We start from the raw sequence: 24,105 nt of genomic DNA on the forward strand, positions 1-24,105 counted from the left end.
GGAGTGGGCGTGGGACACGGCTACATCACCACCTTGACGACACCGGTGAGTGCGATCTGGAAGAGGGAGAGCGGGACGAGCGCCGTCCAGGCCAGCCGCTGGATCTGGTCCTCGCGCAGCCGGGGGTAGCTGACTCGGAGCCAGATCACGCCGAAGGCGAGGATGCCGGTCTTGAGAAGCATCCACAGCCAGCCCAAACCGTCGGCGAAGGGACCGTGCCAGCCACCGAGGAAGAGCACGGCGGTGAGCGCGGAGAGTACGACGATGCCCGCGTACTCGGCGAGGAGGAAGAGCGCGAAGCGCAGTCCGGTGTATTCGGTGTACGCGCCGAAGATGATCTCGGAGTCGGCGATCGGCGCGTCGAAGGGCGGACGCTGCAACTCGGCCAGACCCGCGGTGAAGAAGACGACGGCCCCGACCAGCTGCCACGGCAGCCACCACCACTCCCACACCCCCAGGATCCCGGGAAGGGAGAGGGTGCCGGCGGCCATGGCGACGGAAGCGGCGGCGAGCAGCATCGGCAGCTCGTACGCCATCAGCTGGGCTGCGGTACGCAGGCCACCGAGGAGGGAGAACTTGTTGGCCGACGCCCAGCCGCCCATCAGCGAGCCGAGGATGCCGATGCCCATCACGGCCAGCACGAAGAAGATCCCGGTGTCCAGCGCCTGCGCGACTCCCCCGCCGGGGGCGACCGGGATCGCGACCAGGACGAGGAGGTACGGGATCAGCGCGAGGGCGGGCGCCAGCTGGAAGACGCGCCGGTCGGCGCCGTCGGGGACGATGTCCTCCTTCTGGGCGAACTTCACCCCGTCGGCCACCAGTTGGGCCCATCCGTGGAAGCCGCCCGCGTACATCGGGCCGACGCGTCCTTGCATATGGGCCATGACCTTGTGCTCGGTCTGCCCCACCAGGAGCGGCAGCACGAGGAAGGCGAGCAGCACGGCGAGAATGCGGACGGTGACATCGAGGGCGTCCATCAGGCTCCGTCCCCCTGCTCGCCGTTCGGTCTCTGGCTCTGGCTCCGGTTGTTGCCACCGGTTCGGTTGTTGCCACCGGTTCGGTTGTTGCCACCGGTTCGGTTGTTGCCACCGGTTCGGTCGGCGTCACCGGCTGGGTTGTTGCTGTCGGCTGGGTTGTCGCCGTCGGCGGGGCTGTCGCTGTCGGCTCGGTTGCCGTCGCCGGTGGCGTCTTGGTCCACGTCCCGGTCGCCTCGTCCTGCGTTCCGGTCGCCTCGCTCTGCGTTCCGGGGGCCTTGGTCGGCGTTCCGGGGGCCTTGGTCGGTGTCCCGGTTGTCGTCCTGACCGGCCTCCGGGGCGTTCTCCGGAGTGCTTTCCGGGGCCCGGCTGTCGGGGCCGGTCCCGTCGTCGCCGGTCGGCGGGGCGTGGTGCCACGGGGCGTCGGTGGAGCGCGGCGTCTCGGGTCGGATGCCGGTCTCCGGGCGCTCGCCCATGGTGCGGCCCTTCTCAGCCGCCGGGCGCTCATCCTTCGGTGCGGGCTTCTCCGCGGGGGCGGACTCTTCTGCCGGGGCAGCCTTTTCCGCGGGGGCGGACTCCTCCGCGGGGGCAGGCTTCTGTGCCGGTGCAGGCTCCTCCGTCGACGCGGGCTTCTCCGCCTCCGCCGCGCGTTGTGAGGCCGAGCCGCTGTCGGCGCTGCGGGCTCGGCGTGGCCTGCGCGGGGTGGCCGCTGCTGCGTCCGCATCCTGCTGAGACGCCGAACCGGCGCTCGCGCTGCGAGTGCGGCGCGGGGTTTCGCCGGCGGCGCGGCGGGAGCGTTCGCGGGTGGGGGCCGGGGGGAGCTGTCCCTTGAGGGGGCCCCACTCGTTCGGGTCGGGAACGCCGGGAGGGAGCATCTGGCGGCGCTTGGGGCCGCCGTGCCCCGACTCACCGGGCTCCTTCGCACCCGGCCACGCCTTGACGACGCGGGCTGCGAGGACGAAGTCCTTGCGCAAGGGGTGCCCCTCGAAGGAGTCGGGCAGCAGCAGGGGTACGAGATGGGGGTGGCCCGGGAAGTCGACGCCGAACATCTCGTGGGTTTCGCGCTCGTGCCAGGCCGCACCGGCGTAGACGCCGGTGGCGGTGGGCAGCGCTGCGGCCTCGTGCGGAACCGTCGTACGCAGAACGAAGCGGCGCACGCCGCTGCCCGGGGTGGGCAGCGCCACCAGATGGGCGCAGATCCGGAAGCCGGTGCCCGGCTCGTCGACGGCGCTGAGCCAGTCGAAGTAGGTGCAGCCCAGCTCGTCGCGGGCTGCGGTCAGCGCGGGGATCCAGGCGTCGGCGGGTACGTCGACGGTGAGCAGCCCGTAGGCGTCCTCGGCAGTCGCACCCTCACCGAACAGTTCGTCGGCAGGGCGCGGCAGCCAGCCTGGGCACTGGGGCGGCTCGGTCACCGTCCGTCCTCCTCGGCGTCACCGTCCGGGCCCTCGTCCGGTGCCGGCGGCGACGCCGTCGGTGGGGCGACCAGGCCGCTGGTGAGGGCCCCGGCGGAGGGGGTGCCGGCGGAGGGGGCGCCGTCCGCACCGCTCCCGTAGCGGTCCGCGGTGGACTCGGCGGCGATCTTCTCCTGGAGCTTCAGTACGCCTTGCAGCAGTGCCTCGGGCCGGGGCGGGCAGCCGGGCACATAGACATCGACGGGGATGATCTGGTCGACGCCCTTGGTGACCGCGTACGAATCCCAGTAGGGGCCGCCGCAGTTGGAGCAGGCGCCGAAGGAGATGACGTACTTGGGCTCCGGCATCTGCTCGTACAGCCGCTTGACGGCAGGGGCCATCTTGTCGGTGACCGTGCCGGAGACCACCATCAGGTCGGCCTGCCGGGGGCCGGGCGCGAAGGGGATGACACCGAGCCGGATGAAGTCGTGCCGTGCCATGGAAGCGGCGATGAACTCGATGGCGCAGCAGGCCAGGCCGAAATTGAAGACCCAGAGGCTGTAGCGGCGGCCCCAGTTGAGGACCACCTTCATCGGTTCGGGAGCCAGCCGCGAGAGCAGGCCGAGCTGGGGGCGTCCCTCGGCTCGCGGTGTTGCTGCGGGAGTCGGGGTGTTCGTTACGTCCATTCCAGGACGCCCTTCTTGTACGCGTACAGCAGGCCGACGGCCAGGAAGCCGAGAAAGACGAACATCTCCGCGAGCGTGGTCCCGCCGTAGCCGGGCGCGGCAAACACCGTCGCCCAGGGGAAGAGGAAGACCGCGTCGACGGCGAAGATGACATACAGGAACGCGTAGACGTAGTAACGGATCTGCGTGTGTGCCCAGCCCTCGCCGACGGGGTCGACCCCGCACTCGTACGTCAGCATCTTCTCGGGCGTGGGAACCACCGGCCGCAGCAGCCGACCTGCGGCGAAGGCCACGCAGACGAAGAGCACACCGACGACGGCTACCAGCCCGACGACTGAATAGCCGTGGAAGTAGTCCGGCACGCCTGCCCCGTCCTGTGTCGGTGTTATACGTTCGACGATCTGTACGCACGGAGTGTAGGCCCTGCCGGACTCGCTGAGGACAGCCACGTCACACTCTGGGCTTCACCGCCGGCCCCTCGCCAAGATCACCGTCCAGCCGCCACACGGCCATGGCCCACGACGCGGGGTCGTCGCGGGCAACGCGGCGATGGCACGGTCGACGCGGCGACGTTGCGGGCCATCGCATCGATCGCGGCCCGACCTCACGCGGGCAAGAAGAGAGACAAGAAGAGAGAGGCGCGGCCCCAGCAAGTCCACCGGCACCGGTCTCGAGGTAGGGATAACCCCCGTATCAAGACTCCAGCTCACGCGATTTCCCTCGGCGCCTCGGCAGTCGATGCTTGATCCATGACTGGCAATGCTTGCTCCATCACTCCTGCGGCTCCGGCGCCGCGTCACCCCTGGTGGCTCGTCCTCCTGCGGGCTCCGCTGGCCCGGCGGTCGATGCGCGAGCTGGCGTATGTCGTATCGGGGCTGCCGCTGGCGGGCGTCGCTTTCTGCTACGCCTTCGGCACGCTCATACTGGGCTCCGCGCTGCTGATCACCTTTGTGGGGCTGCCAGTGCTGGCGGCCGGGCTGGCCGGGTGCCGGGCGCTGGGGCATCTGGAGCGCGGGCGGGCGCGGGCGCTGCTGGGTCTTGAGGTGGGCGAGCCGGAGCCGGTGCGGACGCTTCGGAGGTCGAGCGGGCTGATGTCCTGGATATGGGCGCTGTTGCGCAGCGGGGCCACGTGGCGGCACCTGCTCTACGCGCTGCTGCACCTGCCCTGGTCATTCTTCAGCTGCGGTGTGGGGCTGCTGGCCTGGTGTGCCGGCTGGTCGATGGTCACCTATCCGCTGTGGCAGTGGCTCTCCCCCGACTCGGTGGACGTTCCCGCGCTCCGGATCGGCCGCGACGGCATCACATCCGCCTCGACCCCGCAGCAGAGCAGCACGGTGCTGGACGGTGGTGCCGAGCAGGCGTTCGTCCTGGGATTGGGGGTGGTGATCGCTCTGCTGACGCCCTGGCTGATTCGCGGGCTGGTGCAAGTGGACAAACTGCTGGTCAGCGGGTTGCTGGGGCCGTCGTGGCTGGCTACGCGAGTGTCCCAGCTCGAGACGGACCGGGGGGTCGTGGTGGATACGGCAGCAGCGGATCTGCGCAGGATCGAGCGGAATCTGCACGACGGTGCACAGGCGCGCCTGGTCTCGCTGGCCATGGGGCTGGGGCTGGCGAAGGAGAGGCTGCTGGACGATCCGGACCCGGACCCGCAGGCCGTGGCGGCTGTTATCGATGAAGCGCACGGCGAGGTGAAGCTCGCCCTGCAGGAGCTACGGGACCTGGCCCGGGGCATCCACCCGGCGATACTGACCGACAGGGGTCTCGGCCCGGCGCTCTCCGCGCTCGCAGCCCGCTGCGCCGTGCCGGTCTCTGTCACGGTCGAGCTGGCACAGCGACCGGCCGCCGCGATCGAGGGCATCGCCTACTTCACCGTCTCGGAGCTGCTGCAAAACATCAGCAAGCACAGCGCGGCGCGTCACGGGTCGGTGGAGATGTGGCGCAGCGAGCAGCGGCTGCTCATACAGGTGACGGACGACGGCAAGGGGGGCGTCCAGGTCGAGGACAGCTCCGGGCTCGCGGGACTGGCCGACCGACTGCGGGCGGTGGACGGGCTGCTGGCCGTGCGTTCCCCGAGCGGCGGACCGACGACGGTGACAGCGGAGCTGCCCTGGCGGTGACCGTTCTGGAATGCTCGAAGCCCGAGACAGCGAGAGCCAGGGCGAAGGGCAGCACAGGTGGGGGAGCAAGTGGGGGAGAACGTGAAGCACGGGGAGCACGGGGAGCACGGGGTGCGGGTGGTGATCGCTGAGGACTCCGTTCTGCTGCGGGAGGGACTGACCCGGCTGCTGACGGACCGGGGGCACGAGGTGGTCGCCGGGGTGGGGGACGGCGAGGCGCTGGTGAAGATCGTGGGCGAGCTTGCCTCCCGGGGGGAGGCACCCGATGTGGTGGTGGCGGATGTCCGGATGCCGCCGACGCACACGGACGAGGGGGTACGGGCCGCGGTCCGGCTGCGCGCGGAGCATCCGGCGGTGGGGGTGCTGGTGCTGTCGCAGTACGTGGAGGAGCAGTACGCGACGGAGCTGCTGGCCGGATCGAGCCGGGGGGTGGGCTATCTGCTCAAGGACCGGGTGGCCGAGGTGCGGGAATTCGTGGAGGCGGTAGCGCGGGTGGCGGGGGGCGGCACCGCCCTGGACCCGGAGGTGGTTGCCCAGCTGCTGGGGCGCAGTCGGAAGCAGGACGTGCTGGCGGGGCTCACTCCTCGGGAGCGGGAGGTCCTGGCTCTGATGGCGGAGGGTCGGACGAACTCCGCGATCGCCGGCCGGTTGGTGATCAGCCCGGGAGCTGTGGAGAAGCACGTCAGCAGCATCTTCGTAAAGCTGGGGCTGTCCCAGAGTGATGCGGATCACCGCAGGGTGCTGGCTGTGCTGGCGTATCTGAACTCGTGAAAGCTCTGCCGAGCTCTCTATTCCCGAGCTGCCATGGATCTCCAGCCTGGCCGCCGCTGAGTCGCCATGGAGCCGCCACTGAGCTTCCGTGGAGGCGCCGCGGAGCTTTCGGGGGCTGCATGAGCTGCTGGCGATTCTCCGCAGGCTCTCCGCGGCTCGGGCAAGCCACGCCCGGGGGGGCGGCGAGGGACGGCTCGGGACGCCGGGGCATAACGGGGAATAGAGGCGAGCAGTGAGGGCGCTTTACGGGGGGTGACTGCGGCAGGGCTGGTTTGAGGAGCCCTCCAGGGGAGGGGCGGACCGTGGGTCCTAAGGCGCGCACAGACGCCTCAGGTAGCTCTGGTGCCTTAGGTGTCTCAGAAATCTGTCCACGATGGGAACAGCCGCGGGAAGGCAACCCTTAGCGACGTACGATGGCAGGCGAGCCGCCGCCTTGAGGGAGGTCCGATCCAACGTGACCAGTCAGGTCAGTAGCCCAGCCGGGCATCAGTCCGGCCCCGTGGGGGGCCAGGACAGCGGACAGGACAAGGAGGTCCGGCGCCTGGACCGGGTCATCATCCGGTTCGCGGGAGACTCCGGCGACGGTATGCAGCTCACCGGAGACCGCTTCACATCCGAGACGGCCTCGTTCGGCAACGACCTGTCGACGCTGCCGAACTTCCCGGCGGAGATCCGTGCCCCCGCGGGCACCCTGCCGGGCGTCTCCAGCTTCCAGCTGCACTTCGCCGACCACGACATCCTCACCCCGGGTGACGCGCCGAACGTGCTGGTCGCGATGAACCCGGCGGCGCTGAAGGCGAACATCGCGGACGTGCCGCGGGGCGCCGAGATCATCGTGAACACGGATGAGTTCACCAAGCGGGCGATGGCGAAGGTCGGCTACGACGCCAGTCCGCTGGAGGACGGCTCGCTGGACGGCTACAGCGTGCATCCGGTCCCGCTGACGACACTGACCGTCGAGGCACTCAAGGAATACGACCTGGGCCGCAAGGAGGCCGGGCGGTCGAAGAACATGTTCGCGCTGGGCCTGCTGTCGTGGATGTACAACAGGCCGACCGAGCAGACCGAGGCGTTCCTGCGGTCGAAGTTCGCGAAGAAGCCGACGGTGGCCGAGGCGAACATCACGGCGTTCCGCGCCGGGTGGAACTTCGGCGAGACGACGGAGGACTTCGCGGTCTCCTACGAGGTCGCGCCCGCTTCCAGCGCCTTCCCTCCGGGGACGTACCGGAACATTTCCGGCAACCTCGCGCTGTCTTACGGACTGATCGCCGCGTCTCAGCAAGCGGACCTGCCGCTCTTCCTCGGCTCGTACCCGATCACCCCGGCCTCCGATGTGCTGCACGAGCTGAGCAAGCACAAGAACTTCGGGGTGCGCTCCTTCCAGGCCGAGGACGAGATCGCGGGCATCGGTGCTGCGCTCGGTGCAGCCTTCGGGGGCTCGCTGGCGGTCACCACCACTTCGGGGCCCGGCGTGGCGCTCAAGTCGGAGACGATCGGCCTGGCGGTCTCGCTGGAGCTGCCGCTGCTGATCATCGACATCCAACGCGGCGGCCCTTCCACGGGACTGCCGACCAAGACGGAGCAGGCCGACCTGCTCCAGGCGATGTACGGGCGCAACGGCGAGGCGCCGGTGCCGATCGTGGCGCCCGCCACCCCGGCCGACTGCTTCACGGCGGCGCTGGACGCGGCCCGGATCGCGCTCACCTACCGGACGCCGGTGTTCCTCCTTTCGGACGGTTACCTGGCCAACGGGTCCGAGCCCTGGCGGATCCCCGAGGTGGACGAGCTGCCCGATCTGCGGACGCAGTTCGCCTCCGGGCCCAACCACGAGCTGGACGACGGCACCGAGGTCTTCTGGCCGTACAAGCGCGACCCGCACACCCTGGCCCGGCCGTGGGCGGTGCCGGGCACGCCGGGGCTCGAACACCGCATCGGCGGCATCGAGAAGCAGGACGGCACCGGCAACATCTCCTACGACCCGGCCAACCACGACTTCATGGTCCGTACCCGCCAGGCCAAGGTGGACGGCGTCGAGGTGCCGGACGTGGAGGTCAGCGATCCCGGCGGGAACGCCCGGCTGCTGGTGCTGGGCTGGGGTTCGACGTACGGGCCCATCACCGCCGCCGTGCGGCGGATCCGCAAGGCCGGGGACGAGATCGCGCAGGCGCATCTGCGGCACCTCAACCCGTTCCCGCAGAATCTCGGTGAGGTGCTGCGGCGCTACGAGAAGGTCGTCATCCCGGAGATGAACCTCGGCCAGCTCGCCACTCTGATCCGCGCCCGATACCTGGTCGACGCACAGTCGTATACGCAGGTCCGCGGCCTGCCCTTCAAGGCCGAGCAGCTCGCGACCGCACTCAAGGAGGCCATCACACATGGCTGAGACGTCCTCCGGTCTCGCTCCGGAGACCGCCCGGGCCCAGCAGAACGGTTCCCCCGCGTCCCCCACATCGGCTCCCACGTCCGAGGCGCTGTCGCTGGTGCCCAAGGCGGTCGGCAAGCAGTCGATGAAGGACTTCAAGTCCGACCAGGAGGTGCGCTGGTGCCCCGGCTGCGGCGACTACGCCGTACTGGCGGCCGTCCAGGGGTTCATGCCGGAGCTGGGGCTGGCGAAGGAGAACATCGTCTTCGTCTCCGGTATCGGCTGCTCCTCCCGCTTCCCGTACTACATGAACACCTACGGGATGCACTCCATCCACGGTCGCGCCCCGGCGATCGCCACCGGGCTGGCGGCCTCGCGGCGTGATCTGAGCGTGTGGGTGGTGACCGGTGACGGGGACGCGCTCTCCATCGGCGGCAACCATCTGATCCACGCGCTGCGGCGCAATGTGAACCTGAAGATCCTGCTGTTCAACAACCGGATCTACGGGCTGACCAAGGGCCAGTACAGCCCGACGTCGGAGGCCGGGAAGATCACCAAGTCGACGCCGATGGGTTCGCTGGACGCGCCGTTCAATCCGGTGTCGCTGGCGCTGGGCGCCGAGGCGTCGTTCGTGGCCCGTACGGTCGACTCGGACCGCAAGCACCTCACCAGCGTGCTGCGGGCCGCCGCCGACCACCCGGGCTCGGCGCTGGTGGAGATCTACCAGAACTGCAACATCTTCAACGACGGCGCTTTCGATGCCCTCAAGGAGAATGAGCAGGCGCAGGAGGCCGTGATCCGGCTGGAGCAGGGTGAGCCGATCCGCTTCGGCGCCCCCGCGGAGGACGGCCTCGGCTCCCAGGGCGTGGTCCGCGACCGGGCCACCGGCGATCTGCGGATCGTGGACGTCCGCGAAGAGGGCACCGCCGAGGTGCTGGTGCACGACGCCCAGGCCGCCTCGCCGACCAACGCGTTCGCCCTCTCCCGGCTGGCCGACCCGGACACGCTGCATCACACCCCCATCGGGGTGCTGCGTGACGTGCGGCGTCCGGTCTACGACACGGAGATGGCCGACCAGTTGGAACGCGCCGTCGAACAGAACGGCAAGGGCGACCTGTCCGCGCTGCTGCACGGCAACGACACCTGGACAGTCGTCGGCTGACGCCTCGCCCATGACACGGGCCCGGCACCTCTGGGTGCCGGGCCCGTGTGCGTCGTCCCGGTCTCGTGCGTCGTCTTGTGCGTCGTCGGTCCTCTCCGAAGCCGGCTGCCGGGCGACAGGACCATAAATGGGAACGGGAATGACAAGTGAGGGTGCCTCCGTTACCTTTCGAGGAGCCGGTGCACATCACATCCGGGACAGTCGGAACAGCCGAGGCAGTCGGAACAGCCGAGGCAGCCGGGGCAGTCGGGACAGAAGGCAGGGAGGGTCATGCAGACACCGAGTACACAGCGCACGGGGCTGCTGTTCGGCTTCGCGGCGTACGGGATGTGGGGCCTGCTGCCTCTGTACTGGCACGCGCTCTCCGACACCGGTGCCGGAGAGGTGCTCGCCCACCGCATGCTCTGGTCGCTGCCGACAGCGCTGGTGATCGTCGCGCTGCTGCGCCGCTGGTCATGGGTGAGCGCGTTGGTGCGCCAGCCGAAGAAGCTGGGAATGGTGGTGCTGGCCTCGGCCGTCATCTCCCTCAACTGGGGGCTCTTCATCTGGGCCGTCGCCGCCGACCGGGTGCTCGAATCCTCCCTCGGCTACTTCATCAACCCCCTGGTCTCCATAGCCTTCGGCGTTCTGCTGCTACGGGAGCGGCTGCGCGTCGCGCAGTGGGCGGCCGTCGCTATCGGTGCCACCGCTGTGGTCGTGATGACCGTCGCCTACGGCAAGCTGCCCTGGCTCTCCCTCTGCCTGGCGTTCAGCTTCGCGACGTACGGGCTGATCAAGAAACATGTGAAGCTGGACGGTGTGGAGGGCTTCAGCGCGGAGACCGCGGTGCAGTTCCTGCCCGCGCTCGGCTTCCTGATCTACCTCGGCTCGCGTGGCGAGTCGTCGTTCACGTCCGGCGGGCTCGGCAATGCGCTGCTGCTGGCCTGCGCCGGGGTGGCCACCGCACTGCCGCTGATCTTCTTCGGCAGCGCCGCCGTGCGGCTCCCGCTGTCCACCATCGGGCTGCTCCAGTATCTGGCCCCGGCCTTCATGTTCGTCCTGGGCCTCACTGTCTTCCACGAGGAGATGCCGCCGGAGCGGTGGGCCGGGTTCGGCCTGGTGTGGGTGGCCCTCACGATCCTCACCTGGGACGCCCTCCGTACGGCGCGGCGGGGTCGGGTCGAGTTGCGGGCCGCCGCCGAGCGCGCCCGCGAGGAGGCCGCCAGTGCCGCGGAGGCCGCTGCCGCGGAGTCGCCCGTCGCGGGGCCGGCCGAACGGTAAGAGGCACCCCGTGCCGGATCGGGAGAGGGGCCGGGCAAGATCCGTCAGGACACGCCCTATGCCGTCACATCGCGGTTGTTGAACCGGGCCCAGGCCGCGGAGCCGAAAACGGCTGCGTACAGGGCCTGGAGGCCCAGGTTCTTCAGGATGTCGTCCCAGTAGACCGGGTCCCGCAACACGTCGGCGAAGCTCAGCCAGTAGTTGGGGAACAGGAACGGGTGGAACTCGTCCAGCTGCGGGATGGTGTTGATGATCTGCACCGTGATCAGCAGTCCCACCGTGGCGGCCATGGCGGCGATACCGCTGTTGGTGAGGGTCGACACGAACAGGCCGAGTGCCGCCAGACCGAGCAGGCTGAGGGCGACCACCGCGGCGATGGCCAAGGCGCGGAGCAGCCCCTCGCCGAAGGAGACGGTGGTGCCGGACAGCAGGGTGACCTCTCCGGTGGGGAAGAGCAGCGCACCGGTCACCAGCGCGGAGACGGCCACCGTCAGGGTCGCCGCCAGACAGAAGACCACCACCGTGGTCAGCTTCGCCAGCAGCAGCCGGGTACGGCCTGCCGGAGCCACCAGGAGATAGCGCAAGGTGCCCGCACTGGCCTCTCCCGCCACGGCGTCCCCTGCCACCACGCCGACCGTCATCGGCAAGAAGAACGGCAGCGTGGCGGCCAGCGAGGTGAAGACCAGGAACAGCCCGTTGTTGGTGATCTGGGAGATGAACGCCGGGCCCTCTCCCCCACCGTCGCCGACCGAGCCGCCGTCGCTGGTCTCGACCTTCACCGCGATGCCCACCAGCACCGGCACGGCCGCCAGCACGGCCAGCAGCGCCAGGGTGCGCCACCGCCGGAAGGTGACGAGCAGTTCGCTGCGGAACAGCCCCAACGACCACAGCGCGCCGACGGCGCGAGGGGCCACCACCGAGCGTTCGCCGTACGCCGTCCCAGCCGACTCCACCGTCCCAGCCGACTCCGCCGTCTCAGCCGTCTCAGCCGTCTCAGCCGTCTCAGCCGTCTCAGCCGTCTCAGCCTGCGACATCGAAGCCCTCCCCGGTGAGTGAGACGAACACGTCCTCCAGCGAAGCACGCTGCACGCCGAAGGCGCGGACCCGGACGCCGGCCCGGACGAGCGCCGCGTTGAGCTCGGCGAGATCGCCCGGCGGCGGGTCGCCGGTCAGCTCTTCCCCGTCGGTGATCAGGTCGGCCACCCCGTGCTCCTTCAGCACCCGGGCGGCCTCGCCCGGATCGGGGGTGGTGACGGCCAGCCTGCCGCGGGCGCCCGCCGACATCTGGGCGACGGTTCCCTGGGTGACGAGCCGGCCGCGGTGCATGACGGCCGTATGGGTGCAGACCTGTTCGATCTCGTCCAGCAGATGGGAGGAGAGGAAGACGGTGCTGCCGTCGCCCGCCAACTCCCGTACCAGCGAACGGATCTCCCGCATGCCCTGCGGGTCGAGCCCGTTGGTCGGCTCGTCCAGGACGAGCAGCTCGCGCGGCTGGAGCAGCGCGGCGGCCAGGCCCAGGCGCTGCTTCATGCCCAGCGAGTAGGCCCGCGCCTTCTTGCCCGCGGCTGCCGCGAGCCCCACGCGTTCCAGCGCCCGGTCCACCCGGGCCGGGCGGGTACGGGGGTCGGCCGCGTCGTAGCGCAGCAGGTTCTCCCGCCCGGAGAGGAACCCGTAGAGCGCCGGACCCTCGATGAGGGCGCCCACCCTGGGCAGCACCCGCCGGACCGAGCCCGGCATCGGCTCGCCCAGCAGATGAGCTGTGCCGCCGGTGGGTTCGATGAGGCCGAGCAGCATCCGGATGGTGGTGGTCTTGCCCGAGCCGTTGGGCCCGAGGAAGCCGAAGACGCTGCCGCGCGGGACGGACAGATCGAGGGAGTCGACGGCGAGCTGACCGCCGCGGTAGCGCTTGGTGAGCCCTTGGGTCGAGATCACCGCGCTGTCATCCCCCGTTACGGCGGTCGGCTCCGTCATAGGCCCCCTTCCCTGTCCTTCCTCGTCGGCCGCCGCCCGGTCGGGCGCCGTGCCAGCTGACTGCCGCCACGTGGCTGCTACTGGCTGCCGCTGCCACGTGGCTGCGCTACTACTCCAGCCGTGCTACTCCATGGCCGCTGCTACTTGGCAGCCCTGTCCTGGTTGGCGGCCTTGATCAGGCCGTCCTTGGTGACGGCTCCGACGTAGACCTTGCCGTCGTCGGTCATCAGGGCGTTCACCAGGCGGGTGCTGAAGACCCGTCCGGTGCCGAAGTCGCCCTTGACCTCGTCGGTGAAGCGGTCCAGCAGCTTCGTGGAGTCGGCATCGCCGGACTTCTGACCGCCGAGCCCGCCGGGCATCCCGGTGTCGAGCCTGGCGACCTTGTTCCAGTCGCTCGCGGACTTGTTGACGACCTCCAGACCCGAGCCCGAGAGCCCGTCGAGCCCCTCGGGGCCACGTCGGTCGCTGCCGCCGGCCGACTCGTGCGGCTTGGCCTCGGTGACCTTGGTGCCCTTGGGCGGGGTGAAGTCGAAGCTGCTCGCGTCGGGCTTGCCGAAGTCCACCTTCGTGTACGCCACATCGACGGCAGGCTTGTCACCGTCCTTCGGGTTGAGGGTGAACCTGAGCGGCACGCCGTTGTCCGCGTCCACGGCTATGCGAACAGATTCGACGGTGGAGTCCGACGCGCCCTTGGGCTTGATGACCAGCTGGTAGGCGTCGCGCCCGGCAACCTTCGCGGTCCCGTCGACGGTCACGGAGGTGGACTTGCCGACCGCCTTGAGCGCCTGCTTCGCAGCCTGCTGCGGGGTGACCGCGTCGGGCTTCTCGCCCTTCCACCGCTGGGCGGACTTGCCGTGCGCGTCCGTGGGATGCGCGTCCTTGGGCGCCTTCTTGTGCCAGGCGGTGTTGCTGCCGCTGTCGTACGCCCACAGGTCGCGCCCGTTGTGGACGAGGCTGTACTCGGCCGCGTTCTCCATGATCGAGACGCGCTGTTTGTCGGGACCGTCCGCGGCGAAGCGGAGCGTGTGCTCCCCGGAGGCCAGCTCGGACAGCTTCTTGCTCGGGGAGGCGTCTCCCTTGCTGTCCTTGCCTTCACCTCCACCCTCACCCTCACCGGAAGCGTGCGGCCCGCCTCCGAAGCCGCCGCCCCCACTGCCGCCCCCGCCTCCGGGCAGGGAGGGCAGGCCGAGGTCGGTGCTCACTTTGACTGTGCCGGACATGTGGTCGACGTCGGACTTGGCCACCTTGGCGACCAGCTCCTCCGCGCTGACCTTCGGCAGGTCAGGATCGCCGGAGCTGGCGAGCGCGGGCACCAGGCCGACGGTCGCGGCGGCGACCCCGGCAACGGCGACCGGTACGCCGTACCGGGCCGCCTTGTGCCGGGGGTTCCTCGGTTGGATCTGTGCCATCTGTCTGTCCTACCTCCGTGCTCGGCGGCGGCTCCATGGGTCGCACTCGTCCACCCCTCGCCGCCATTCTCACCCGAATCGGTGTGGGGTGGGTGCTTCCATGGCATCAAATCCCGCGCTATACCGCGTCAGCCGACGGAGGCACATTCCGCTACTCCCTCGGGATGACGCCCCTCCGCCTTCGGGTTGGTCGGATGCGAGGGCCACTCGGGGCTCATCTCGTCACGGACACATCGAAGTTCGCCCGCAGCACCGGAGAACGGACGCACAAGGGCACGAGGCAAAGAGCACAATGCAAGCCGTACGAGACAAGCCGTACGAGGCGACGATGACTACGGACCTACATGCCCACGGGCATACGAGCCTACGGGGCCAGGGACCTACATGCCTACGGACCTACCGGCGTCAGCCCGCCCGGTCCACCACCGCTGTGCACAGGCCGGACAGCGCGGCCTTGGCGGGGTTGTCGGGCAGCGGAGCCAGCATCTCGCGGGCCTCGTCGGCGTACCGGACGGTGGCGCGGCGGGCCTGCTCCAGCGCGGGGTGGGCGCGCAGCGCGGCCAGCGCCTCGGTGAGCCGCCCGTCGTCGGTGAGGTCCCCGTCGAGCAGGGCGCACAGCTCACGGTCCTCGCGGGTCGCGTCCGGGCTCGCCGCACGCGCGCGCAGATAGAGCACCGGCAGGGTGGCGATGCCCTCCCGCAGGTCGGTGCCCGGGGTCTTGCCGGACTCGTGCTCGTCGCTGGCGATGTCGAGGACGTCGTCGGCGAGCTGGAAGGCGACACCGATGCGCTCGCCGTACTGGGTGAGCACCGAGACGGTCCGCTCGTCGGCGCCGGACATCATGGCGCCGAAGCGGCCCGCGACGGCGATCAGCGAGCCGGTCTTGCCCGCGATCACTTCGAGGTAGTGGTCGATGGCGTCGTGGCCGTCGGCAGGGCCCGCGGTCTCCAAGATCTGGCCGGTGACCAGCCGTTCGAACGCCTGGGCCTGGATTCGGACCGCTTCCGGGCCGAGGTCGGCCAGTATGTGCGAGGCCCGGGAGAAGAGGAAGTCACCGGTGAGGACGGCGACCGAGTTGTCCCAGTTGGCGTTGGCGCTGGGCACCCCGCGCCGCACATCGGCCTCGTCCATCACGTCGTCGTGGTAGAGCGTGGCGAGGTGGGTCAGCTCGACGACCACCGCGGCGGGGACGACGCCGGGCGCGTGCGGATCGCCGAACTGGGCGCCGAGCATCACCAGCAGTGGCCGAAACCGTTTGCCGCCGGCCCGCACGAGGTGCTGCGCCGCCTCCGTTATGAAGGGCACGTCGCTCTTGGTGGCCTCGATGAGGCCCTCCTCGACGGCCGCCAACCCGGCCAGGACATCGGCTTCGACAGCCTGGTCCCGCACGCTCAGCCCGAAGGGCCCGACGACGGTCACGAGGGGTACTCCTGTCTGCGTACGTGGAACGAACGGGTAGCGGGTCTTCTCGGCGTCTACCGGTGTCGCTGGTGGTGCTGCTGGTGGTGCTGGTGGCGCCGGCGGCGCCGCCGCTGGTGTGTCTGCTTCGCTGGTGGTGTCTGCTGCTGGTGTCCGATTCACATCTTCCTGGCCGGATGTCACCCGTCCCACGAGTGCACCCTCCTGTGGCAGCGTAACCGGTCACATAACGATCACGGTCGGCGCCCGCCCAGCAGACCACTCTTGTCGCGCCATGCCGGTATATCCCGGACCTGGGGCAAGTCGCGCATCGGGCGCGTTATACGGAGAAACCCGACGCGGGAGAAGCCGTCGGGCTCCGACCGGAAGCGCCGACGGACTCCGTGCGGCGGGGCCGGCCGACTCCCCCGCAGAGACCGGTCTTTCGCGGAAACGGGTAGCGCCAGGGCAGGCACCCGGCACATAACCTGACCCTCATGAGTGACAGTGCCCGTGACAGTGCCCTCTTCGGCCCGGACAACCTTCCGTATGGCCTCTTCAGCACCCCGGACCGGCCCGGCCACCGCCGGCTCGGTGTCCGGTTCGGCGACGACGTGCTCGACCTGGGTTCGGCCGCCGCCACGTTCGGCTCCGCCCATGCCGACGTGCTGCGAGCGCCCTCGCTCAACCCGCTGCTGGCCGCCGGCCGGCCCGTCTGGCAGGAGGTGCGCAGCCAACTGCACGGCTGGCTGACCGACGACGCGCACCGCGAGACCACGGCACGCCATCTGCTGCCGCTGTCCGGCGTACAGCTCCATCTCCCGTTCGAGGTCGCCGACTACGTCGACTTCTACGCCAGCGAGCACCACGCCACCAACGTCGGCCGGATCTTCCGCCCCGACGGTGACGCACTCACCCCCAACTGGAAGCACCTCCCGATCGGTTACCACGGGCGTGCGGGCACCGTCGTCGTCTCCGGCACGCCCGTGGTGCGCCCCCAGGGGCAGCGCAAGCCCCCGAAGGAGCCGCTGCCCGTCTTCGGCCCCTCGCAGCGGCTGGACATCGAGGCGGAGGTCGGCTTCGTCGTCGGCACCCCGAGCGAGCTGGGCCGCCCGGTGGGGCTGGCCGGGTTCCGCGACCATGTGTTCGGGGTGACGCTGCTGAACGACTGGTCGGCGCGGGACCTCCAGGCATGGGAGTACGTGCCGCTGGGGCCCTTCCTGGGCAAGTCCTTCGCCACCTCCGTCTCGCCGTGGGTCACCCCGCTGGAGGCACTGGACGCCGCCCGGGTGGCGCCCCCGCAGCGGGACTTCCCGCTGCTGCCGTATCTGGACGACTCGGCGGAGGGGATCGAGCCCGGCGGGTTCGACCTGCGGATCACGGTGGAGCTGAACGGGCACGTCATCGCGGAGCCGCCGTTCGCCGCGATGTACTGGACGGCGGCGCAGCAGCTGGCGCATTTGACGGTGAACGGTGCTTCGCTGCGTACGGGTGACCTGTATGCGTCCGGCACCGTGAGCGGCCCCGAGCACAGGCAGCGCGGCTCCCTGCTGGAGCTGACCTGGGGCGGGCGCGAGCCGCTCGCCCTTCCTGAGGGCGAGCGGGCCTTTCTGGCAGACGGTGACGAGGTGACGCTGACCGCTTGGGCGCCGGGGCCTGGCGGGGGCCGGGTCGGACTGGGAGAGGTGCGCGGGAGGGTGGAGCCCAGCGCATAAGTGAGGGCGACGCCTGATGGGTGCCCCCTCTCCCTGTGCCGGGGAGGGGGTGCCCCTGTCCGTCGTCCGCGGCCTACGGGTGTGTTGTGGCTTGTCGCGCAGTTCCCCGCGCCCCTGACGGGGCGCGGTCGCTCTCCTCCTTGCTGCGCTTGGGCAGTCTGCGCCAGGGGCGCAGGGTGGGCAAGCGCAGCCCCCCGGGAGGGCTTAGCCCGCGAGTGCGGCCAGCACCCCCTCCCCGTAAGTCGCGAGCTTCCTCTCGCCGACGCCTGCGACGTCACCGAGCTCCGCGAGGGTGCCAGGGCGGCGGACGGCGATCTCGCGGAGCGTCGCGTCGTGGAAGACGAAGTACGGCGGGACGCCCTGTTCCCGCGCCTGCTCGGTGCGCCAGGCGCGGAGGGTCTCGAAGACCGGCTGGGCCTCCTCGGGGAGGTCCACGGGGGCGGCGCTCTTCCCGGCCCCGCCCCGCGAGCGCGTACCCTCGGCTTCGCGCTGGCGGGGCGCCTTCACCGGCGCCGGGTCCTTGCGCAGCCGCACCTCCCGCTCGCCGCGCAGCGCTGTGGCGCTCGCGTCGGTGAGCACCAGCGTGCCGTGCTCGCCCTCGATCTCCAGCAGGCCCTGGGCGATCAACTGGCGGATGACGCCGCGCCATTCGGCCTCGCCCAGCTCGGTGCCGATACCGAAGACCGACAGCGCGTCGTGGTCGAACTGGATGACCTTGGCGGTTCTGCGGCCCAGCAGGATGTCCACCAGCTGGCCCGAACCGAACTTCTGGCCACGCTCCCTCTTGAGCCGTACGACGGCGGAGAGCACCTTCTGCGCAGGTACGGTCCCGTCCCACGATTCGGGCGGGGTCAGACAGGTGTCGCAGTTGCCGCACGAGGTGTCCGCGGCGCCCTCCTCGGGCTGCTGGCCGAAGTAGGCGAGCAGCTGCCCGCGCCGGCAGCGGACCGTCTCGCACAGCGAGAGCATCGCGTCCAGATGCGTTCGTGCCCGGCGCTGGAAGGCCGGATCGCCCTCGCCGTTCTCGATCAGCTTGCGCTGCTGGACGACGTCCTGGAGGCCGTAGGCGAGCCAGGCGGTCGACGGCTGGCCGTCGCGCCCGGCGCGGCCGGTCTCCTGGTAGTAGCCCTCGACCGACTTGGGCAGGTCGAGGTGGGCGACGAAGCGCACGTCCGGCTTGTCGATGCCCATGCCGAAGGCGATGGTGGCCACCACGACCAGGCCCTCCTCACGCAGAAAACGCGACTGATGCGCGGCACGGGTGCCCGCGTCCAGCCCCGCGTGGTACGGCACCGCCTCGATGCCGTTGTCGCACAGGAACCGGGCAGTGCGCTCGACCGCGTTCCGCGACAGGCAGTAGACGATGCCCGCGTCGCCCTGGTGCTCGTCCTTGAGGAAGCGCAGCAGCTGCTTCTTCGGGTCGCGCTTGGGCACGATGCGGTACTGGACATTGGGCCGGTCGAAGCTGGCGACGAAGTCACGCGCCCCGTCCAGCCCGAGCCGCTGGACGATCTCGCGGTGGGTGGCGCGGGTCGCGGTGGCCGTCAGCGCGATACGCGGAACGTCGGGCCAGCGCTCGCCGAGCAGCGACAGGTTCAGATAGTCGGGGCGGAAATCGTGACCCCATTGAGCGACACAGTGCGCCTCGTCGATCGCGAAGACCGACACCTTGCCGCGCTCCAGCAGCCCCGTCGTCGCCTCCAGGCGCAGCCGCTCGGGGGCGATGTAGAGCAGGTCCAGCTCGCCCGCCAGGAACTCGGCCTCCACCACCCGCCGCTGGTCGAAGTCGAGCGTGGAGTTGATGAACCCGGCGCGTACGCCCAGCGCCCGCAGCGCGTCCACCTGGTCCTGCATCAGAGCGATGAGGGGAGAGATCACGACGCCCGTACCCGGTCTGACCAGGGCCGGGATCTGATAGCAGAGTGACTTGCCGCCGCCGGTCGGCATCAGCACGACCGCGTCACCACCGCGGATGACGTGCTCGATGGCGGCTTCCTGCTGGCCGCGGAACGCGTCGTAGCCGAAGACCCTGCGCAGTACGCGCAGCGCCGCCGTCTCGGACGCCCCGCCGGATCCCTCGGCACTCTCCTGAAGCATGCCCGCCACGATAGGCGGCGCCGCTGACATCGGTGGCCGGGTCTGTGGAGGAAGGCCCGCCGCCACTTCGCACTCGGGCGCCGACCTGCGCCCGGGCCGCGTCCGGGACCGGCCCGACCGGGCGGCCACACTGCCCTGCTAGGTTGTCGTGACCCTGCGGAACGAACGAACCGGGGCACGGCAAACGAGGAGGGGAAGTGCGCACGTCAGCGCGGATGACGGGGGCAATGGCCGCGGCGGCGGCGATCGCGCTCCTGGTGAGCGGCTGCGGCAGCAGCGACGACGGCAAGAAGGACGAGAAGTCCAAGGCGGACGGGAAGAAGTCGGCCGGGCCCACCCCGAGCGAGCAGCCCGCGGGCAAGGCGGAGCTGCCCGGCGTGTGGTCGGGGCAGGCTGAAGGCGAGAAGCTGACGCTGACCGTCGTCGGCGACGCGGTGTCCCTGCTGCGGGACAAGAAGATGTGCGACGGCCACATCATGAAGTCGGGCGCCGACAAATCCCTCATGCTCAAGTGCCCCGCCGGCGTCGGCGAGGAGCGCACCAACGGCAAGGTCGAGAAGGTGTCGGCCAAGACGCTGAAGATCGCCTGGAACGGCGGCAGCACCGACACCTACACCAAGATCGCGAAGGCGCCCGCGAAGCTGCCCAAGGACCCCCGCGAGCTGGGTGACGTACCCGGCCTCAAGGACAAGCTCAAGAAGGTCACCGAGGAGCCCGGCAAGGTGCGGGAGTACCCCGGGAACTGAGCCCGAGGGTGTGACGTGGCGCGCCGCGCCCCCGGGACTTGCGGGTGTGCGCGGCGAAAGCCCCGGAGGGTTGTGGCAGCGTGCCCACGAAGGACCCAGAACTGCGGGGACCACGTCTGCGCTAACCTGGGGGAACTTTTCTGTCGCGAGCCTCTCTTCAGGGATCGCGCGGCGAGAGCAGATGCACCGACTCCTGCTCGTTGGGATCGGTGCGCGCCACCACGACGGTGACGGGTTCCTCGCCGGTGACCGGCATGTGCGGCATGTTCGCCGGGACGTAGACCATGTCGCCCGGGTGGAGGGTGTCGCGGTTCGAGAGGTCCTCCCCGTGCCAGATCTCGTGCGCGCCGCTGACGACGTATATCGCCGACTCGTGGCCCGCGTGCAGATGGGGCTCACCCCGGGAGTTCGCAGGGATGTGCAGAACGTGCAAACACAGTCCCTTCGCACCCACCGACTCGGCGGATACCCCCTCGGTGAAGATCCCGCCTTGCTTCCCCTCGTAACCGCCGTTCTCACGGCGGAGAATCACACAACCCATGCCAGAAATTCCTACCGTTTCAGCGCACTTGTTGTCACCGTTACCTCACAAGAGGCCGCCAGAGTCCCTCTCGTGGGTCTCTGGCGGCCTCTTGGTGAGCATTGCGACCGACATCTACGACGCGGAACGGCAAGCCGGTCGGGTGCGTTGCATGGCCCCTTGAGCAATCACCGTACGAACACCCCCGCTTGACCCGCCAGATCCAGGAAGTACTGCGGCGCCACACCGAGCACGACCGTGACCACCACGCCGAGCGCGATGGCGGAGGTCGTCATGACGCTCGGTACCGCCACGCTCGGCCCGTCGGCCTGCGGCTCGCTGAAGAACATCAGGACGATGACCCGCAGGTAGAAGAAGGCCGCGATGGCCGAGGCGATCACACCGACCACGACCAGCGCGCCCGCTCCGCCTTCGGCCGCCGCCTTGAACACCGCGAACTTCCCCGCGAAACCGGACGTTAGAGGGATACCCGCGAACGCCAGCAGGAAGACTGCGAATACCGCGGCCAGCAACGGCGACCGCCGCCCCAGCCCCGCCCACTTGGACAGATGCGTCGCTTCGCCGCCCGCGTCCCGCACCAGAGTGACCACCGCGAAGGCGCCCAGCGTCACGAACGAATAGGCGCCCAGATAGAACAGCACCGAGGAGATGCCGTCCTCCGATGTGGCGATGACACCTGCCAGCAGGAAGCCGGCGTGTGCGATGGAGGAGTAGGCCAGCAGCCGCTTGATGTCCGTCTGGGTGATGGCCACCACGGCGCCGCCGAGCATCGTCAGGATCGCCACGCCCCACATCACAGGGCGCCAGTCCCAGCGCAGCCCCGGCAGCACCACGTACAGCAGCCGCAGCAGCGCGCCGAAGGCTGCCACCTTGGTGGCCGCGGCCATGAAGCCGGTCACCGGCGTGGGTGCGCCCTGGTACACGTCCGGGGTCCACATGTGGAACGGGACGGCGCCGACCTTGAAGAGCAGCCCCATCACCACCAGCGCGCCGCCGATCAGCAGCAGCGCGTCGTTGCCCGTCGTGTCGGCCAGCACGGGGTCGCTGACGGCGTCGGCGCCGGAGACCACCCGGGCGATGGCCGAGTAGTTGACGGTGCCCGCATAGCCGTACAGCAGCGCGGTGCCGAACAGCAGGAACGCCGAGGAGAACGCGCCCAGCAGGAAGTACTTGACCGCCGCCTCCTGGGACAGCAGCCGCCTGCGGCGGGCCAGCGCGCACAGCAGGTACAGCGGGAGGGAGAAGACCTCCAGCGCGATGAAGAGGGTCAGCAGGTCGTTGGCGGCGGGGAAGAGCATCATGCCGCCGACCGCGAACATCAGCAGCGGGAAGACCTCGGTGGTCGTCCAGCCCGCTTTGACGGCCTGCTGCTCGCCGTCACCGCCGGGCACCGAGGCGGGCTGCGCGGCGAAGGAGTCCACCCGGCTGCCGTGCGCGGACGGCTCCAGCCTGCGCTCGGCGAAGGTGAAGGCCCCCACGATGCCCACCAGCAGCAGGGTGCCCTGCAGGAAGAGCGTCGGCCCGTCGATGGCGAGCGCGCCCATACCGGCGATCTGTGCCTTGGTGCTGCCGACGCCGCTGGCCGCCAGGCCGATGACGGCGGCGAACGCGGCGGCCAGCCCCGCCAGCGCGACGAACAGCTGAGCGCCGTAGCGGGCCTTGCGCGGCGCGAACGCGTCGATCACCACGCCGAGCGCGGCGGCGCCGAGCACGATCAGCACCGGGGAGAGCTTGCCGTACTCGATGCTGGGGGCCTGGAGCTTCTCGCCCGCGTCGGCCGCGACTGTCCACAGGCTGGGGACGCCGGATGCCCCGGGAGCACCTCCCGCCGACGCCAGGTCTGCGATGCCTGTCACTCGTGGTCACCTCCGCCGTGTCCAGCCGGCTTGTAGTCGAACCACGCGGTGTGGTCGGCGACGGGATGCTGCGGCTTGGGATCCTTCTTCTGTACGTCCGAAAGGGTGTGCTCCACCGCTGGGTTCACGATCTCGCTGAGCGGCTTGGGGAAGACGCCGAGGAAGATCAGCAGCGCCACCAGCGGCGCCACCACGGCCAGCTCCCGCACCTTCAGGTCCGGCATCCTCTCGATCTCCGGCTTGCGGACCGGGCCCGTCATCGTCCGCTGGTAGAGGACCAGCACGTACAGCGCCGCGAGGATTATCCCGGCGGTGGCCACGATTCCGGCCACCGGATAGCGGCTGTAGGTGCCCACCAGCACCAGGAACTCGCTGACGAACGGCGCCAGTCCCGGCAGCGAGAGCGTCGCCAGGCCGCCCACCAGGAAGGTGCCCGCCAGCACGGGTGCGACCTTCTGCACTCCGCCGTAGTCCGCGATCAGACGCGAGCCGCGGCGCGAGATGAGGAAGCCCGCCACCAGCATCAGCGCGGCTGTCGAGATGCCGTGGAAGACCATGTAGAGCGTGGCACCGCCCTGGCCCTGGCTGGTCATCGCGAAGATGCCCAGAATGATGAAGCCGAAGTGCGAGATGGAGGCGTACGCCACCAGCCGCTTGATGTCCCGCTGGCCGACCGCCAGCAGCGCCCCGTACAACACGCTGACCAGCGCCAGGCCGAGCACCACGGGGGTGGCCCAGTCGCTGGCGCCCGGGAACAGGCCCAGGCAGAAGCGGAGCATCGCGAAGGTGCCGACCTTGTCGACGACCGCCGTGATGAGCACCGCGATCGGCGCCGTGGCCTCCCCCATCGCGTTGGGCAGCCAGGTGTGCAGCGGCCACAGCGGGGCCTTGATGGCGAAAGCGACGAAGAAGCCGAGGAACAGCAGCCGTTCGGTGGTCATCGACATCGTCAGCTCGCCGCTCGCCCGTGCCCTGAGCAGTTCCGGCAGCGAGAAGGTGCCCTCGCCCAGGCTGTCCGAGCTGACGACGAACAGCCCGATGACGGCGGCCAGCATGATCAGTCCGCCGGCCAGGTTGTAGAGCAGGAACTTCACCGCCGCGTACGACCGCTGCTTGGCGCCCTCTTCCTCACCGGCCGCGTGCGCCCGGTCCCCGAAGCCGCCGATGAGGAAGTACATCGGGATGAGCATGGCCTCGAAGAAGATGTAGAAGAGGAAGACATCGGTGGCGGCGAAGGAGATCAGCACCATCGCCTCGACGGCCAGGATCAGCGCGAAGAAGCCCTGGGTGGGCCGCCAGCGGCTGGTGACCCGCTCGTCGGGGTCGGGGTCGGCATCGTGCCAGCCGGCGCCGATGACGAACGGGATCAGCAGCGCCGTCAGCGCAATCAGCGCGGCGCCGATCCCGTCGACGCCCAGCTCGTAGCGGACCCCGAAGTCGGAGATCCAGGCGTGGGATTCGGTCAGCTGGTAGCGGGCGCCGTCCGGGTCGAAGCGGGCCAGCACCACACCGGCCAGCACCAGCGTGGCCAGCGAGAACAGCAGCGCCAGCCACTTCGCGGCGGTGCGCTTGGCCGCCGGTACGGCGGCGGTGACAACGGCCCCGACGGCGGGCAGCGCTGCCGTGACCGTCAGCAGAGGAAATGACAT

The 24,105-nt window shown here is 70.0% G+C and carries 19 protein-coding genes; 7 read left to right on the forward strand and 12 right to left on the reverse strand.

Translation table 11 applies throughout. The features are described 5' to 3' along the window. Positions 1–20 precede the first annotated feature (20 nt). The 4 genes from ACTWP9_RS02685 to ACTWP9_RS02700 are packed head-to-tail and all read right to left on the reverse strand — an operon-like array spanning position 21 to position 3,440. Positions 21–980 carry a complex I subunit 1/NuoH family protein gene (locus tag ACTWP9_RS02685; RefSeq protein ID WP_443244387.1) on the reverse strand — a complete coding sequence of 320 codons (960 nt, stop codon included), beginning with the start codon at positions 978–980 and terminating at the stop codon, positions 21–23. Then, positions 977–2,386: an NADH-quinone oxidoreductase subunit C gene (locus tag ACTWP9_RS02690; protein WP_443244275.1), complete on the reverse strand. Its 1,410-nt coding sequence runs from the start codon at positions 2,384–2,386 to the stop codon at positions 977–979. The genes ACTWP9_RS02685 and ACTWP9_RS02690 overlap by 4 nt, the downstream gene beginning before the upstream one ends. Continuing rightward, positions 2,383–3,051, reverse strand: a complete 669-nt coding sequence (locus tag ACTWP9_RS02695) for an NADH-quinone oxidoreductase subunit B (RefSeq protein ID WP_443244276.1) — start codon at positions 3,049–3,051, stop codon at positions 2,383–2,385. Before ACTWP9_RS02695 ends, ACTWP9_RS02690 begins: the two co-directional genes overlap by 4 nt. Continuing rightward, on the reverse strand, positions 3,042–3,440 hold the full coding sequence (locus tag ACTWP9_RS02700; RefSeq protein WP_443244388.1) for an NADH-quinone oxidoreductase subunit A: 399 nt from the start codon (positions 3,438–3,440) through the stop codon (positions 3,042–3,044). The genes ACTWP9_RS02695 and ACTWP9_RS02700 overlap by 10 nt, the downstream gene beginning before the upstream one ends. Before the next feature lie 360 nt (positions 3,441–3,800). Between ACTWP9_RS02700 and ACTWP9_RS02705 the strand changes: the two genes are divergently transcribed. From ACTWP9_RS02705 to rarD, 5 genes are all read left to right on the forward strand, one after another. Then, positions 3,801–5,168 carry a sensor histidine kinase gene (locus ACTWP9_RS02705; RefSeq protein WP_443244277.1) on the forward strand — a complete coding sequence of 456 codons (1,368 nt, stop codon included), beginning with the start codon at positions 3,801–3,803 and terminating at the stop codon, positions 5,166–5,168. 111 nt (positions 5,169–5,279) lie between these two features. Further along, the gene (locus ACTWP9_RS02710) at positions 5,280–5,939 is read left to right on the forward strand and encodes a response regulator transcription factor (protein ID WP_443244389.1); all 660 of its coding nucleotides are present in this window, start codon (positions 5,280–5,282) and stop codon (positions 5,937–5,939) included. A gap of 454 nt (positions 5,940–6,393) precedes the next feature. After that, entirely contained in the window at positions 6,394–8,322 is a 1,929-nt protein-coding gene (locus ACTWP9_RS02715; protein ID WP_443244278.1) for a 2-oxoacid:acceptor oxidoreductase subunit alpha, read from the forward strand. A 124-nt stretch (positions 8,323–8,446) separates the two neighbouring features. Next, on the forward strand, positions 8,447–9,463 hold the full coding sequence (locus ACTWP9_RS02720; RefSeq protein WP_443244390.1) for a 2-oxoacid:ferredoxin oxidoreductase subunit beta: 1,017 nt from the start codon (positions 8,447–8,449) through the stop codon (positions 9,461–9,463). Positions 9,464–9,733: 270 nt separating this feature from the next. Next, a complete protein-coding gene (gene rarD, locus ACTWP9_RS02725) occupies positions 9,734–10,723 on the forward strand; it encodes an EamA family transporter RarD (protein ID WP_443244279.1) in 990 nt (329 codons plus the stop codon). Positions 10,724–10,779: 56 nt separating this feature from the next. Here the strand turns inward: rarD and ACTWP9_RS02730 are convergent, their stop codons facing one another. The 4 genes from ACTWP9_RS02730 to ACTWP9_RS02745 all read right to left on the reverse strand — a co-directional run bounded on the left by ACTWP9_RS02730 (position 10,780) and on the right by ACTWP9_RS02745 (position 15,522). Next, on the reverse strand, positions 10,780–11,757 hold the full coding sequence (locus ACTWP9_RS02730; RefSeq protein ID WP_443244280.1) for an ABC transporter permease: 978 nt from the start codon (positions 11,755–11,757) through the stop codon (positions 10,780–10,782). Next, positions 11,744–12,694 (reverse strand): ATP-binding cassette domain-containing protein, encoded by a 951-nt coding sequence (locus ACTWP9_RS02735; RefSeq protein ID WP_443244281.1) that lies wholly within the window; start codon positions 12,692–12,694, stop codon positions 11,744–11,746. Before ACTWP9_RS02735 ends, ACTWP9_RS02730 begins: the two co-directional genes overlap by 14 nt. 140 nt (positions 12,695–12,834) lie before the next feature. Beyond that, the gene (locus ACTWP9_RS02740) at positions 12,835–14,103 is read right to left on the reverse strand and encodes a LolA family protein (protein WP_443244282.1); all 1,269 of its coding nucleotides are present in this window, start codon (positions 14,101–14,103) and stop codon (positions 12,835–12,837) included. Between the two features lie 405 nt (positions 14,104–14,508). Further along, positions 14,509–15,522, reverse strand: a complete 1,014-nt coding sequence (locus ACTWP9_RS02745; protein WP_443244283.1) for a polyprenyl synthetase family protein — start codon at positions 15,520–15,522, stop codon at positions 14,509–14,511. A 476-nt stretch (positions 15,523–15,998) separates the two neighbouring features. On the opposite strand from ACTWP9_RS02745, the gene fahA reads away from it, so the two are divergent. Beyond that, positions 15,999–17,216, forward strand: a complete 1,218-nt coding sequence (gene fahA, locus ACTWP9_RS02750) for a fumarylacetoacetase (RefSeq protein WP_443244284.1) — start codon at positions 15,999–16,001, stop codon at positions 17,214–17,216. A gap of 204 nt (positions 17,217–17,420) precedes the next feature. On the opposite strand, the gene recQ is transcribed toward fahA, so the two are convergent. After that, positions 17,421–19,313, reverse strand: a complete 1,893-nt coding sequence (gene recQ, locus ACTWP9_RS02755) for a DNA helicase RecQ (RefSeq protein ID WP_443244285.1) — start codon at positions 19,311–19,313, stop codon at positions 17,421–17,423. A 197-nt stretch (positions 19,314–19,510) separates the two neighbouring features. On the opposite strand from recQ, the gene ACTWP9_RS02760 reads away from it, so the two are divergent. Next, complete coding sequence (locus ACTWP9_RS02760) at positions 19,511–20,059, forward strand: hypothetical protein (RefSeq protein WP_443244286.1); 549 nt, start codon at positions 19,511–19,513, stop codon at positions 20,057–20,059. 157 nt (positions 20,060–20,216) lie between these two features. Here ACTWP9_RS02760 and ACTWP9_RS02765 read toward each other — a convergent pair whose 3' ends face one another. The 3 genes from ACTWP9_RS02765 to ACTWP9_RS02775 all read right to left on the reverse strand — a co-directional run bounded on the left by ACTWP9_RS02765 (position 20,217) and on the right by ACTWP9_RS02775 (position 24,105). After that, positions 20,217–20,600 (reverse strand): cupin domain-containing protein, encoded by a 384-nt coding sequence (locus ACTWP9_RS02765; RefSeq protein ID WP_443244287.1) that lies wholly within the window; start codon positions 20,598–20,600, stop codon positions 20,217–20,219. Positions 20,601–20,767: 167 nt separating this feature from the next. Further along, positions 20,768–22,447 carry an NADH-quinone oxidoreductase subunit NuoN gene (gene nuoN / locus ACTWP9_RS02770; protein ID WP_443244391.1) on the reverse strand — a complete coding sequence of 560 codons (1,680 nt, stop codon included), beginning with the start codon at positions 22,445–22,447 and terminating at the stop codon, positions 20,768–20,770. 5 nt (positions 22,448–22,452) lie between these two features. Further along, positions 22,453–24,105 carry an NADH-quinone oxidoreductase subunit M gene (locus tag ACTWP9_RS02775; RefSeq protein ID WP_443244288.1) on the reverse strand — a complete coding sequence of 551 codons (1,653 nt, stop codon included), beginning with the start codon at positions 24,103–24,105 and terminating at the stop codon, positions 22,453–22,455.

This window comes from Streptomyces sp. 3N207, assembly GCF_052246355.1.
GTDB lineage: Bacteria > Actinomycetota > Actinomycetes > Streptomycetales > Streptomycetaceae > Streptomyces.